At 36.4% G+C, this 14,101-nt stretch carries 16 protein-coding genes and 1 pseudogene; 15 read left to right on the forward strand and 2 right to left on the reverse strand.

Features of this window, described 5'->3' with window-relative positions:
* Positions 1 to 72 precede the first annotated feature (72 nt).
* Positions 73 to 1,464: a site-specific integrase gene (locus WJM97_RS22165; RefSeq protein WP_353930913.1), complete on the reverse strand. Its 1,392-nt coding sequence runs from the start codon at positions 1,462 to 1,464 to the stop codon at positions 73 to 75.
* A gap of 135 nt (positions 1,465 to 1,599) precedes the next feature.
* Here WJM97_RS22165 and nifK point away from each other — a divergent pair.
* From nifK to topA, 15 genes and pseudogenes are all read left to right on the forward strand, one after another.
* A pseudogene (nifK, locus tag WJM97_RS22170) lies at positions 1,600 to 2,673 on the forward strand (nitrogenase molybdenum-iron protein subunit beta); the annotation flags it as partial.
* Positions 2,674 to 2,847: 174 nt separating this feature from the next.
* Positions 2,848 to 3,165, forward strand: coding sequence for a Mo-dependent nitrogenase C-terminal domain-containing protein (locus WJM97_RS22175; RefSeq protein WP_353930914.1), 318 nt, complete (start codon positions 2,848 to 2,850; stop codon positions 3,163 to 3,165).
* A 274-nt stretch (positions 3,166 to 3,439) separates the two neighbouring features.
* On the forward strand, positions 3,440 to 4,810 hold the full coding sequence (nifE, locus tag WJM97_RS22180; RefSeq protein WP_353930915.1) for a nitrogenase iron-molybdenum cofactor biosynthesis protein NifE: 1,371 nt from the start codon (positions 3,440 to 3,442) through the stop codon (positions 4,808 to 4,810).
* 143 nt (positions 4,811 to 4,953) lie between these two features.
* On the forward strand, positions 4,954 to 6,282 hold the full coding sequence (nifN, locus tag WJM97_RS22185; protein WP_353930916.1) for a nitrogenase iron-molybdenum cofactor biosynthesis protein NifN: 1,329 nt from the start codon (positions 4,954 to 4,956) through the stop codon (positions 6,280 to 6,282).
* Positions 6,283 to 6,358: 76 nt separating this feature from the next.
* Positions 6,359 to 6,778 (forward strand): nitrogen fixation protein NifX, encoded by a 420-nt coding sequence (gene nifX / locus WJM97_RS22190; protein WP_353930917.1) that lies wholly within the window; start codon positions 6,359 to 6,361, stop codon positions 6,776 to 6,778.
* Positions 6,775 to 7,251, forward strand: coding sequence for a NifX-associated nitrogen fixation protein (locus tag WJM97_RS22195; protein ID WP_353930918.1), 477 nt, complete (start codon positions 6,775 to 6,777; stop codon positions 7,249 to 7,251). The genes nifX and WJM97_RS22195 overlap by 4 nt, the downstream gene beginning before the upstream one ends.
* 24 nt (positions 7,252 to 7,275) lie before the next feature.
* Positions 7,276 to 7,476 (forward strand): CCE_0567 family metalloprotein, encoded by a 201-nt coding sequence (locus WJM97_RS22200; RefSeq protein WP_353930919.1) that lies wholly within the window; start codon positions 7,276 to 7,278, stop codon positions 7,474 to 7,476.
* Complete coding sequence (gene nifW, locus WJM97_RS22205; RefSeq protein WP_353930920.1) at positions 7,473 to 7,790, forward strand: nitrogenase-stabilizing/protective protein NifW; 318 nt, start codon at positions 7,473 to 7,475, stop codon at positions 7,788 to 7,790. Before WJM97_RS22200 ends, nifW begins: the two co-directional genes overlap by 4 nt.
* A 10-nt stretch (positions 7,791 to 7,800) precedes the next feature.
* Positions 7,801 to 8,583, forward strand: coding sequence for a HesA/MoeB/ThiF family protein (locus WJM97_RS22210; RefSeq protein ID WP_353930921.1), 783 nt, complete (start codon positions 7,801 to 7,803; stop codon positions 8,581 to 8,583).
* Between the two features lie 70 nt (positions 8,584 to 8,653).
* Positions 8,654 to 9,025, forward strand: coding sequence for an iron-sulfur cluster assembly accessory protein (locus WJM97_RS22215; RefSeq protein WP_353930922.1), 372 nt, complete (start codon positions 8,654 to 8,656; stop codon positions 9,023 to 9,025).
* A gap of 192 nt (positions 9,026 to 9,217) precedes the next feature.
* Positions 9,218 to 9,517: a 2Fe-2S iron-sulfur cluster-binding protein gene (locus WJM97_RS22220; RefSeq protein ID WP_353930923.1), complete on the forward strand. Its 300-nt coding sequence runs from the start codon at positions 9,218 to 9,220 to the stop codon at positions 9,515 to 9,517.
* Between the two features lie 51 nt (positions 9,518 to 9,568).
* Positions 9,569 to 9,886, forward strand: a complete 318-nt coding sequence (locus WJM97_RS22225) for a FeoA family protein (protein WP_353930924.1) — start codon at positions 9,569 to 9,571, stop codon at positions 9,884 to 9,886.
* Positions 9,887 to 10,095: 209 nt separating this feature from the next.
* Complete coding sequence (locus WJM97_RS22230; RefSeq protein ID WP_353930925.1) at positions 10,096 to 10,689, forward strand: cytochrome b/b6 domain-containing protein; 594 nt, start codon at positions 10,096 to 10,098, stop codon at positions 10,687 to 10,689.
* 81 nt (positions 10,690 to 10,770) lie between these two features.
* Positions 10,771 to 11,511 (forward strand): molybdopterin-dependent oxidoreductase, encoded by a 741-nt coding sequence (locus WJM97_RS22235; protein WP_353930926.1) that lies wholly within the window; start codon positions 10,771 to 10,773, stop codon positions 11,509 to 11,511.
* A 45-nt stretch (positions 11,512 to 11,556) separates the two neighbouring features.
* Complete coding sequence (topA, locus tag WJM97_RS22240; RefSeq protein WP_353930927.1) at positions 11,557 to 13,716, forward strand: type I DNA topoisomerase; 2,160 nt, start codon at positions 11,557 to 11,559, stop codon at positions 13,714 to 13,716.
* 133 nt (positions 13,717 to 13,849) lie between these two features.
* Here topA and WJM97_RS22245 read toward each other — a convergent pair whose 3' ends face one another.
* Positions 13,850 to 14,038, reverse strand: a complete 189-nt coding sequence (locus WJM97_RS22245) for a hypothetical protein (protein ID WP_353930928.1) — start codon at positions 14,036 to 14,038, stop codon at positions 13,850 to 13,852.
* Positions 14,039 to 14,101: the final 63 nt, after the last annotated feature.

The following is a 14,101-nucleotide window of genomic DNA, read 5'->3' on the forward strand; positions in this document are numbered from 1 at the left end:
ATTAAATTTATAAAAAAATACTGAATATTTAATTACTTCAGTGATCATAATATCAGAAATTTTTGGATTGAATTAATTATTGTGTAAAGTTTGTATGATTTGATATTTATCTAAGAGGTTTCTAAGTTCTTGATTTTCTGCCTTTAATTTTACTATTTCTTCCCTAAGTTCTTGTAACTCATCTTGTTTTTTCACAGCGTGACTAATAGCTTTTTTCCGATTTTCTAAACCAAACCATCTTTGATAAGTATCTGTATGCTGTTGTACAGAATGTCCAAGATTATCTGCTGCTGCTTTAATTGGTATTCCCATTAAATGCGCTCTAATTGCCCAAGCGTGACGTAAATCATAAGGTGAAAAACCTAAATCAACTTTGTTAAACCAGTCCGATAAAGCAGCACTTAATGTGTGCATACCTTTTGTATCATCACGTCCATTGATATAATCTTGAACTAGCTTGACAACTTGGGGATTTTTTAAATCAAATAATTCTATCCATGAATCATATAATGGTAAAGCTTCTCTCTCACCAGTTTTGCATAATTCATGGACTTTCCAAGTTTTATTTTCAGATAACCAGTGCTGAAAATCAGGATATAAAAACAGTTCTCTAGGACGACAACCATAAGTGGCTAACATTCCATAAAACCATCTAAATACTATCCAGTAATCTGCTTGTTCTCGTCTTTTATTTCGTCTTTTATGAGCATATTTTTCCCATTGATAAAAACCATCCTCTATCATAGATTCATCAGGAACTTGGCGAGGCTTTGGTTTAGGACGTTTAAATTTAATTACTAAAGGTATATTAAACTCTTTACAAAATAAATTTAAGGCTATAGAAGTTCGATGTTTCCAACTAGGAGTATCATTAGAAATATTATCAAATTGTCTTTTAATATTTTCTGGAATTGCCAACATATTTCTATCAAATTGATTCAGTACCCCTAAATAGTTTTTAAAAAAAGTTCCTTCAGATTTAATATTTCTCTGTCGTGAACTAAAATATATTTTTTCATAATTATCTAATAACTCGCCAAAAGTTTTTTCACCCTGTTCTTGCTTATTACCTAAATATTTAGAAGTCCACGTAAATTGCTGTCTAGCAATTAATTTTGCTAATTCATTTGCTTCTTCTTCCGCAGTTTTTAAACCATAAAAATTAGCAGGTATATTTAATGATATTTTGTATTGTTTTGTATTTTTTCCTTTAGTATTAATATCATGAGGTTTGAGAGGTAGGGTAGCTTGCAGATATAGACTACCAGCTACTTGAACTATAGCCACTCGTGAATTAGCTGCTTTTAACCTTGCATTAACTTCTTTGAGTGCAATATCAAATTGAATTTCAGTATTAACAGCTTGCTTTTCTAAATGTTTCATAGTTCCGATGTATGTACCGTCTGTAGTGGCAGTTTTGACGGTAGATGCTTGATAACCCTTGTGTAGCTTAGTTTTTAGCATTGCTTATTTTTTGCTTAAATATTATGAAACTCTAGAAGCAAAAATACCGCTGTTTACCAGAAACTATTTCCAGGTCATTGCAATCACAACAGTATTTCGGTGGATTTACAATACCATGAATGACCACGCATAACTGATATTTTCGGTGATGACTTAGGTTCATTCATCGGTAATGCTAAGAATGCTGGTTCTGTTCCTCAAGATTTCCCAGTTCCCTTCGCTCATACTCCTAGCTTCGTTGGTTCTCACATCACCGGCTACGACAACATGATGAAGGCGATTCTTTCTACCTTAACTGAAGGTAAAAAGAAATCCTCCAGCAATGGCAAAATCAACTTCATGCCTGGTTTTGATACCTACTCAGAAAACACCCGCGAATTAAAGCGGATTGCTTCTTTGATGGGTATTGACTACACAGTTCTTTCTGACACCAGCGACTACGTTGACTCACCTAACGATGGTGAATTCAATATGTATCCCGGTGGTACTAAGTTAGAAGATGCAGCAGATTCTATCAACGCTAAAGCTACCGTTGCTCTGCAATCTTACTCCTTGACCAAAACCTGCGAATACATTGCTAAGGAATGGAAGCAAGACGTTAGTGTTGCTCGTCCTTGGGGTATCAAAGGAACTGACGAATTCTTAATGAAAGTCAGCGAATTGACCGGTAAAGCAATTCCTGAAGAATTAGAAATCGAACGTGGTCGTGCAGTTGACGCAATGACCGACTCCCACTCTTGGGTACACGGTAAGCGCTTCGCTATCTACGGTGATCCTGATTTAGTTTACAGTGTAGTTAGCTTCATGTTGGAATTAGGTGCTGAACCTGTACACATCTTGGTTCACAACACCAACAAAGACTTTGAAAAAGAATTGCAAACTCTCTTAGATTCTAGCGAATTTGGTAAAGACGCTAAAATCTGGGGTGGTAAGGACTTATGGCACTTACGTTCCTTGTTGTTCACCGAACCCGTAGACCTATTAATCGGTAACTCCTACGGTAAGTACCTATGGCGTGATTGTGGTGTACCTTTAGTTAGAATTGGTTATCCTATCATGGATCGTCACCACTACCACCGTTATGCAACCATCGGTTACAAAGGTGTAATCAACTTGTTGAACTGGATTGTTAACACAATCTTTGAAGAAATTGACCGCAGCACCAATGTTGCTGGTAAGACCGATATTTCTTACGACTTAATTCGCTAAGAATGTCAATGTTCAGTTGTCAGTATCACTTCATCAAAACTGACAACTGACTACTAGCACAAAAGCGCGGAATGAATGGGGGTTGGGTATTATTTCCCAATTCCCAATTCCAATAATTTCCTAGTGATTACTCACTCCATATTTTCTGAATTGTAGTTATCTCAGGTTTGTATTATGGCATCTATGCACCATTCTCATACTCAACCTAACTATCATCCACCTAACTATAAAAGTCCTGGTATCCTCAAACCTCTGAGACACTTGTTAGATGGAATTCAAGTTAGAAATTATCGTCTAGCACATTTGCTCTGTCAGTTAATTCCCTGTTGCTGTCCTTTTGAGCAAGATATTAATTTATTTGGTCGGACATTTCATATTCCTGCATTGTGCAAACTCAATCCTCTCTATGATGAATTTGTCGCTTTACGATTTCGGGCTTTGTCATATCTTGCTGATGAATGTAGCGAAGATGTGACTCAATATATTTGCTAAATATTAGTTATTACTTATTACCCATTACTTTTCTGTTATTGTTCATTGCTCATTGCTCATTAATCATTGGTTATTGGTCATTAGATATTAGTATTAAATTAAGAAAATGACAATTATCAAGGATTGATGTTATTAAAAATCAGTTACAGATAAATAGATATCTTTTCTGAAACTTTATCTGTGTAAATCTGATATTAAGAGGAATTTTGCGGTAAGTCTATAGAGTTTTGCTCACATTTTAATTAATAAAATTCAACCAAGGCGAGACATAGATATGAAAATGACCCAAAGCAAAATTAACGAACTTCTGAATGAATCAGGATGCGAACATAATCAAAAAAAACAAGGAGAAAAGAAAAATAAATCTTGTACACAACAAGCTCAACCAGGAGCTGCTCAAGGGGGTTGTGCTTTTGATGGAGCGATGATTGCCTTAGTTCCTATTACCGATGCTGCTCATTTAGTACATGGACCGATTGCTTGCGCTGGTAACTCTTGGGGAAGTCGGGGCAGTTTGTCATCAGGTCCGATGCTTTATAAAACAGGTTTTACCACTGATATAACAGAAAATGATGTGATTTTTGGTGGTGAGAAAAAGCTTTATAAAGGCATTATCGAAATTCACAAACGTTACAAACCAACCGCAGTTTTTGTCTATGCTACCTGTGTCACTGCTTTAATTGGTGATGATATGGAAGCAGTTTGTAAAGTAGCGGCAGAAAAAATTGGTATTCCTGTTGTTCCTGTCATTGCTCCCGGATTTATTGGTAGTAAAAATCTAGGTAATCGTTTTGGTGGTGAAGCTTTACTAGATTATGTAGTTGGTACTGCTGAACCAGAATATACTACACCTTATGATATTAATTTGATTGGTGAGTACAATATTGCTGGGGAAATGTGGGGCGTTTTACCTTTATTTGAAAAGTTAGGTATTCGCGTTTTATCTAAAATTACTGGTGATGCTCGTTATCAAGAAGTTACCTATGCTCACCGCGCTAAATTAAATGTAATGATTTGCTCACGAGCATTGTTAAATATGGCGCGAAAAATGCAGGAACGTTATGATATTCCTTATTTAGAAGAGTCATTTTACGGCATTGATGATATTAACCGTTGTCTGAGAAATGTTGCTGCAAAATTAGGTGATGCTGACTTACAAGCAAAAACAGAAAAGTTAATTGCTGAAGAAACAGCCGCTTTAGATATTGCCCTTGCACCCTATAGAGAAAGATTAAAAGGTAAGAGGGTTGTACTCTATACTGGTGGGGTAAAAAGTTGGTCAATTATTTCCGCTGCTAAAGATTTAGGAATTGAAGTTGTTGCCACCAGTACCCGCAAAAGTACAGAAGAAGATAAAGCCAAAATCAAAAAATTATTAGGCAACGATGGCATTATGTTAGAAAAAGGTAATGCCAAAGAATTACTCCAATTGGTGAAGGATACAAACGCCGATATGTTAATAGCTGGTGGTAGAAATCAGTACACAGCTTTAAAAGCCAGAATTCCCTTTTTAGATATTAACCAAGAACGTCATCATCCCTATGCAGGTTACATGGGAATGGTAGAAATGGCCAGAGAATTGTATGAGGCTTTGTATAGTCCCATTTGGGATCAAATTCGTAAACCTGCACCTTGGGAAGTTTAGGTTACAGGTGATAGGTGACAGGTGACAGTAAGAAGAGAATAGGGAATATTTATTCTGACTCCTGACTTCTGTACGGGCGAACGGCCGTTCGCCCCTACACCTAAAAACCATTTTGAAAAGATTGAGATTATTGAGATTATATTATGGCACTTGTTACTTTTCCGGAAAAATCTGTTTCTGTTAATCCTCTCAAACAAAGTCAAGCTTTAGGTGCATCTTTGGCTTTTTTAGGATTAAAAGGAACTATCCCTTTATTTCATGGTTCACAGGGTTGTACTGCTTTTGCAAAAGTTGTTTTAGTCCGACATTTTCGGGAAGCAATTCCTTTAGCTACTACAGCAATGACGGAAGTTACTACCATTTTGGGTGGTGAAGAAAATGTCGAACAAGCTATTTTAACTGTAGTAGAAAAATTAAACCCGGAAATTATTGGTTTATGTTCCACTGGTTTAACAGAAACTAGAGGAGATGATATTGAACGTTTTTTAAAAGATATTAGAAAACGTCATCCAGAATTAGACCATTTAGCCATTATTTTTGCACCAACTCCCGATTTTAAAGGTGCATTGCAAGATGGTTTTGCTGCTGCTGTCGAAAGCATAGTTAAGGAAGTTCCTAAAAATGGAGGCATTAAACCGGAACAAATTACAATTTTGGCAGGTTCAGCTTTGACTCCTGGAGATGTTCAGGAAATAGAAGAGATGGTGACATCTTTTGGTTTAGAACCTATTTTTGTTCCTAACTTGGGTGCTTCTTTAGATGGTCATTTAGAAGATGAATATAGTGCCATCACTGCCAGTGGTACAACTGTTAAACAACTGCGTTCTTTAGGTAGTTCTGCGTTTACTATTGCATTAGGTGAAAGTATGCGCGGTGCTGCCAAAATTCTCCAAGAAAAGTTTAATACAGATTATGAAGTTTTTCGAGATTTAACTGGTTTAGAAGCTGTAGATGAGTTTCTGCAAGCCTTATCAGTTTTGAGTGGAAATCCCGTACCAGAAAAATATCGCCGTCAACGTCGTCAGCTACAAGATGCGATGTTAGACACTCATTTTTATTTTGGTGCAAAACGGATTTCTTTAGCCTTAGAACCCGATTTAATGTGGTCTATGGTGCATTTTTTACAGTCAATGGGAGCGCAAATTCATGCGGCTGTAACAACAACCAAATCACCTTTATTAGAACTACTCCCCATTAAAAATGTGAGTATTGGTGATTTAGAAGATTTTGAAGATTTAGCAGTTGGTTCTGACTTATTAATTGGTAATTCCAATGTCAATAACATTGCTAAACGTCTTTCTATTCCCTTCTATCGTTTAGGAATTCCTATCTATGACAGGTTAGGTAATGGCTTATTTACTAAAGTAGGTTATCGCGGCACGATGGATGTTTTATTTGCCATCGGCAACTTGTTTATAGAACACGAAGAAGTCTTAATGATGAAGCAATGGCAAGGGGTAATAAATAGGTAATTGGTAATTGGTAATTGGTAATAACTAATGACCAATGACCAATGCCCTATGCCCAATAACTAACAACAAAGGACTAATGAAAGTGAAAATTGCGTTTACAACAACTGACCGAATTCATATTAATGCTCACTTTGGTTGGGCTAAGGAAATTGATGTGTATGAAATTTCCGATGAAGGATATGAATTTCTAGAAACTTTGAAGTTTGAAGGCGACCTCAAGGAAGATGGTAATGAGGATAAAATTACCCCTAAACTTGATGCTTTAAAAGATTGTACAATTGTGTATGTAGTCGCGATTGGTGGTAGTGCAGCGGCTCGATTAATTAAGCATGGTGTCACACCAGTTAAGGCTAAATCAGAAGAAGAAAAAATTGAAGATATCTTGAATAAATTGGTGCAAACCTTAAAAGGGAATCCTCCACCTTGGTTGCGTAAAGCTTTAGGAAAAAACAAACCTAACTTTTTAGATGAAATTGAAGACGAAGCAGCGGTATGAGTGAAAATAATAGTCTGAACGGAAACGCGACAAGTGCAATAATTTCTTCACCTTTTCTGAAAACATTAGTTCAACAAATCCGGGCAAATGATAGTTATGGTTTCTACCGGACTTGGTCTGATGAATTAATCCTCAAACCTTATGTTGTTACTAAACAAAAGAAAAAAGAAATTTCTGTAGAGGGTGAAATTGATCCAGCTACTATTTCTAGAATTAATGCTTTTTTTAGAGCAATAGCTTCTAGTATTGAAATAGAAACTGGACTACTTTCTAATGTGGTAATTGATTTAGGTCATGAAGGTTTTGGTTGGGCTTTGGTTTTTTCTGGGCGGTTATTATTAACTATCAAGACCTTGCGAGATGCCCATCGTTTTGGTTTTGAATCCCTAGAAAAGTTAAATGAAGAGGGAGCAAAGTTTGTTGAAAAAGGAATTGATTTAGCCAAACGTTTCCCCGAAGTAGGTAATTTGTGATTGGTGATTGGGTAAACATAACTAATGACAATTGAAGAACTAAAAACCACCATTAAAAAGCTAAATAGTAAAGCAGGTCAAATGAAAATGGATCTGCATGATTTAGCTGAAGGACTACCTACAGATTACGAAAAGTTGATGGATGTTGCGGCACAAACTTACGAAATTTATTGCAAGTTAAATGAACTCAAGCAACAACTAAAACAAATGGAGAGTGCTAAATGACTGGAACTATTCAAGAATTCAAAAAACTTGTTGATGCAGAAGAATTTTTTATCTTCTTTCAACTGCCTTATGATCAACAATTGGTTAATGTCAATCGTTTACATATATTAAAGAAATTCTCTCAGTATATGTCCGAAATTGATCAAGAATTTCCTAACTTGAGTGAGCAAGAAAAATTAGCTCAATATTGTTTAGCTTTACAGAAAGCATATCAAGTGTTTACCGAGTCTACACCCCATGAACAAAAACTGTTTAAGGTGTTTAACGATAAGCCAAAAAATGTAGTTACATTAACAGAAATCACATCTGATTAGGAGGTATAAATTGATCAACCTAACGCCTACCGAATTAGAGCGATATAGTCGCCAAATGATGCTTCCTAATTTTGGTGAATTAGCTCAAAAGCGCCTAAAATCAGCGACAGTTCTGGTGACTGGTGTGGGTGGATTAGGTGGGACTGCGGCGCTTTACTTAACAGTAGCAGGTGTTGGGCGGCTCATTCTAGTCCGGGGTGGTGATTTGCGATTGGATGATATGAATCGTCAGATTTTAATGACTGATGATTGGGTGGGAAAACCAAGAGTTTTTAAAGCTAAAGAAACTTTAGAAGCTATTAATCCTGATGTGCAAATTGAAGTAATTCATGATTATATTACCTCGGAAAATGTAGACTCTTTGGTGCAATCTGCTGATATGACTTTGGACTGCGCTCACAATTTTACCGAGCGGAATTTATTAAATGAAGCTTGTGTACGTTGGCGTAAACCAATGGTGGAAGCGGCGATGGATGGTATGGAGGCTTACCTCACCACAATTATTCCTGGTGTAACTCCTTGTTTGTCTTGTTTGTTTCCAGAAAAACCAGATTGGGATAGACGCGCTTTTTCAGTTTTAGGGGCTGTTTCTGGGACTTTAGCTTGTTTAACTGCATTGGAAGCTATTAAGTTAATTACCGGTTTTAGTCAACCATTATTGTCGGAATTACTAACAATTGATTTGCAGAGAATGGAGTTTGCTAAACGGCGTTCTCACCGCGACCGCAATTGTCCAGTTTGTGGTAATACTGCACCTTGGAGATATTCCCAATCTCAGTCCCTATCAGTTTAAAGTTTCACCACCACAAAAATAAATAATCGGCATCGGAAATCAGAATAATCGCTACAGAACAGGAAACAAAATGACTGTTACTTTAACAGAAAAAGCAGAATTTCGTTTGCGGGCTTTTTTAAAAAGTTCTGCTTCTGAAGAAAATCAAGCTAAAAAAGGTGTCCGCATCTCCGTTAAAGACGGGGGTTGCAGTGGCTATGAGTATGGATTAGAAGTTACCAATAAGCCTCAACCTAATGATATCGTCAGCCAACAAGGTAATATTATTATTTACGTTGATGCTGAAAGCGCACCCTTATTAGAAGGTGTAGAAATTGATTTTGTTGAAGGTGTAATGGATAGCGGTTTTAAGTTCTCCAACCCCAACGCAACAGATACCTGTGGTTGCGGTAAATCTTTCAAAGCTGGAGATTGTTCACCTAATGGTGTACCTTGCAGCTAAAAAATTTTGGAACTTAGGAAACAATAAATATGGATTCTTTTCTAAGTTCCATTCTATTACTTACAAATTTACAACTTTCCCGTAGACATTCTCTACATTTTTGTGTACGGAAGGAAAGATTTACCTATTTTGACCAGGTAAGAACTAACTACACAAATTACAAATCCTAGTCACGTTTAAGGAGAACGAAAAATGGCAACTTATCAAGTTAGATTGATCTGCAAAAAAGAAGACCTAGACACAACAATTGAATGTGATGAAGATGTAACAATTGTTGATGCAGCAGCAGATGTAGGTATTGATTTACCTGTTTCTTGTCATTCTGGTGCTTGTTCTAGCTGTGTAGGTAAAATTGTTGAAGGCGAAATCAACCAAGATGATCAAAGTTTCTTGGATAATGACCAAATAGAAAAAGGTTTTGCTTTATTGTGTGTTACCTATCCTCGCTCTAACTGCACAATCAAAACCCACCAAGAACCTTACTTAGTTTAAGTAAATTTTAGGTTTTAGTATTCCTGAAATCCTATTTTCACTTTAATGGTGATGGATGATTTTTATCATCTTTCATCATTTCATTTTTTACCTTCTATCTGTAATTATTATCTGGAAATGTTTACACCTTTTACTGTTACTGGCTGTTCTTTAGAATTACTCAAACCTGGAGATAAAGGTATTGTCACTGTCTGTAAAACCCAAGACGAAAAAATTAGAAAAAAGTTAATTGCTTTAGGTATCAGAACAGGGACTAATATTACTCTTGAACAGCAGTTTCCATCAATTTTGATTAAAGCTGCTAATGTAACTATGAGTATTGATAGGGAAACAGCAAGGGCTATTTATATCCGTGTGGTTGATGTTTAATTTTATTGGTTGTTTTAAATAGTATTATTTCTTTGATAAATAATTTTTCTTGATTGTGTGATCAAATAGACTGAAATATTGTATACTGTACTAATAGTACGGTTTAATACAATAGTTTTAATTACATTCAATCTTGGCAAAACATATTACAAGAACATCTTTAATTAATTAAAAGTTTAAATTACTAACAACATTAAATAACATAATTTATGGATTCTCCTGCAAAAAGTCAAAAATCACCAACCCAAAATATAGCTGCTAAAATCTTCCACTCTCTTAATATCATCAGCCTTTTCTTAATGATTACCAGCGGGTTACAAATTTACAACGCTAACCCCGTTTTTGGTGGCCGTACAGGTTTACATATTCCCCCAATTTTCACATTAGGCGCTTGGTTAGCAGGGGGTAGACATTGGCATTTTGCCGCCATGTGGTTATTTTCTCTCAATCTTTTAGGTTACGGAATTTATATTTTCATCACCAGAAGATGGCGACATAAATTTGTAGGCACAAATGACATCAAAGCCATCCAAAAAACTCAAAATCCCAAACGCCTAACCTACGCTTGGCATCGGATTATTTACACATCCATAATTCCCATCTTATTATTAGCAATTTTAACAGGAATTGGAATGTACAAACCTGCTCAATTTCCCTGGATAGTTGATATGTTTGGAGATTGGCAAGCATTAAGAATAGTACATTTTGCCTCAGTTCCATTAATAACAGTATTTGTAATCATTCATTGGCAATTAGGAAAAAAAGCCGGAGGAGATAAACTAATAGAATCCATGTTTTGGTAAACCACAGTCATAAAATCTATCAAATCATCTATAACTATCTGTGTTCATCTGCGTTTTAGAAAAAACACTTAAACATCAACCATGAAAAAACCCAAGCAAAAAGAATTAATTCACCTAATTAAACCCCAACTAACACGCCGTAAACTATTACAAATTACCGGATTTTCCAGCATAGGGACTCTACTCAGTAGTTGTGGTACACCAGCATTAGAAGACTTGGTAGGTAAACTCTCAGAACCTGTCAACCAAAAAGTAGAACAACTAATATTTCAACCACAAAAACTCGTACCAGAATTTTCTATTAACGAAATTCAACCCCAAGAATTAATAGTAAATAGCTTCCGTAATACACCAATAATTGATGTTGATAAATTTAAGTTAATTATTGATGGAGAAGTGAATAATCCCCTCAGTTTAAGTATGGCAGAAATTCAAAACTTACCTTTAAGTTCCATGATAATTCGTCATGTTTGCGTTGAAGGTTGGGCGGCCATTGTGCAATGGGGAGGTATATGTTTACGGGATTTAATCGCTTTATCACAACCAAAAGCAACTGTTAAATATGCTTTCTTTGAATCAGCAGATGGTTATTATGAAAGTTGGGATTTACCTTCAGTTACTCATCCACAAACCTTATTAGCTTATCAAAAAAATGGGCAACAATTACAGATTGAAAATGGCGCACCTTTGCGTTTAGCTTCACCAATTAAGTTGGGTTATAAACAGAGTAAATGGGTGACAAGAGTTACTTTGTTGAGTCAGTTATCAAATTTTAAAGGTTATTGGGAAGACCAAGGTTATGAATGGTTTGCGGGGTTGTAAACAAAAGTGCTGTAATATATATAGACTATAGAGAAAAAAGATGCTATGCCCAAACGCCTCCTAGTTGTTGAATCGCCCGGAAAAGTCAAAAAACTGAGTCAAATTCTCGGTACAGATTGGATAGTTCGCGCTAGTTGTGGACATATCCGCGAACTCAGTAATGAGGGTGAAGATTCGCTAGGATTCACAATGATAGGTAACAATGTTAATTGCAAATATATCCCCCGTGACCAACGCGCTAAAGAAACAATTCAAAAACTTAAAGCCGCTGTCAAACAAGTTGATGAAGTCATTTTAGCAACAGACCCAGATAGAGAAGGAGAAACCATTGCTTGGCATCTCAAAGAAACCCTGGGATTACGAGAACCCAAGCGAGTAGTTTATACAGAGATTACAGCATCAGCCGTAAAAGCCGCAATTTCCCATCCTCGGAAACTTGACTCTAACTTAATCGGTGCAGGATTATGCAGAGATTGTCTTGATAAGTTGGTAGGATACAAAGGTAGTCCCCTAGTTTGGGCATTAAACAACGGTGCAAAAAGTGTAGGTAGAGTCCAAAGCGCCACATTACACCTCATTTGTCAGCGCGAAAGAGAAATTCAAATTTTCGTTCCCCAAGATTACTGGAGTGTGTGGGTAGACTACAAAGAAGGATTTCGGGCTTTTTACAAAGGTACAGCTAATACCCTCACAGAAACACCAGAATCAGAAACCCAAACCCACGATGATGCAGCTACGAATAACCCCGAAAAACCAGAGTCTAAGAGGGTTTTATCAGCAGCAGAAGCAGATAAATTAGTTGCAGAAGCTAAACAACATCCTCACAAAGTCATCCAAATTGAAGGTAAACTCACCTATCGTCAACCACCCCCACCATTTACCACCTCCACCCTACAACAAGCAGCCGGGTCTAAACTGAAATTTGCCCCAGAAAAAACCATGCAGGTGGCACAAAAGCTATATGAGGCAGGGTTGATAACATATATGCGTACAGATTCAGTCATGCTAAGTCCTGAATTTTGCGCCAGTGCGCGTAAGTGGTTGGAAGAACATGACCCCCAGAATATACCCCAACAAGTAGCTAAATACCGTAGTAGTAAAACAGCACAGGAAGCACACGAAGCGATTCGTCCTACAGATGTGTTTCGTCCTTCGGTACAGTTGCGGGTAGAATTACCTGAAGATGAGTTTAACCTGTATGTGATGATTTGGAAAAGGGCAGTTGCTTCTCAATGTCGTCCTGCACAGGTGAGAAAAACTTTAATTATTACCCAATCAGGTAATATTTTATGGCAAGCGAGGGGACAAGTTGTAGAGTTTTATGGTTATGCGAAATATTGGCCTAATTTGGGTAAAGATGCGGTTTTACCAATTTTACAACAGGGGCAAAAATTAACTTTAGAAAATGCCGGACATGAAAAGAAACAAACCCAACCACCACCAAGATACAGTGAACCAAAACTTGTACAATTAATGGAAAGAAAAGGTATTGGTCGTCCTAGTACCTACGCGCCTACAGTTGCGACTTTAAAGAAACGTAATTATATTGAATTAAAAAAAGGTAATCTTCATCCTACAACTTTAGGTTTAGAAGTTGATGAGTTTTTACAAAAGGCATTACCAGATTTATTAGAAGCAGAATTTACCGCCAAGATGGAAGCGGAATTAGATAAAATTGCTGAAGGTAAAAATTCTTGGCAAAATTATTTAACTACTTGGAATCAAAGTTATTTTGTCCCTGCACTTTCTAAAGCTAAAACTGTGGTTGTTAATGTAGGAAATACGGCTAAAACTAATGGTAAATTTGAGCGTAAATATGAAAGTTCAAAAACTAAATGTCCTGAATGTAGCAACTTTTTAGCGAAAATTCCTAGTAGTAAGGTGAAGAAGAAATATTTTCTTAAATGTGTGAGTGGTTGTGAAAATATTGTTTTGTTTTGGAGTGATTTTAATAAACGTTGGGAAGCACCAAAAACAAAAACATCGGCAACAGAAAATACTCCTAAGCCAGCGGCTAAAATAACATCTTATCCCTGTCCGGTATGTAAGAAACCTTTAGAGGAGTATAGTTATATTAAAGATGGGCAGAATAAAACCATGTTGCGGTGTTCTGGTCAGGATTCTTGGAAGGATAAAAAACATAAGGATGCGGCTTATTTTTATACAGCAAAAGGGTGGTGGAGTCCTAAATTTGGGAATTTGTAGATTGAATGAATATGAATGAATATTTTATGCAGATGCTGTTAATGTGTAACTGTATTTTTTAAAAATTGGGATGTTCCCGGTAATGCTTGGATAATTTAGGTGTAAAAGATAATCCTTTACACCCTGTGAAAATTTAAGATTTTTGAATTTCTTGTTGTAAAGTTTGCACTTCTTCAACAGATAATTCTGTAACTTCAGCAATTTGTTCTAAACTCATTACTCCCATTCTTAACAAGTTTAAAGCTAACTTTCTGGTTGTTTCCGTTTTACCTTTGGCTTCACCTTCTTCTAGGATTTCTTGATAAATGACTGATTCGCGCATAATCTCACTCCTGAATATTTTCCTAATTACATCTTTGTTTAACACTAGACCGGCTAAAACGCT

The sequence above is a fragment of the Okeanomitos corallinicola TIOX110 genome, assembly GCF_038050375.1.
In the GTDB taxonomy this organism is placed as follows: domain Bacteria; phylum Cyanobacteriota; class Cyanobacteriia; order Cyanobacteriales; family Nostocaceae; genus Okeanomitos; species Okeanomitos corallinicola.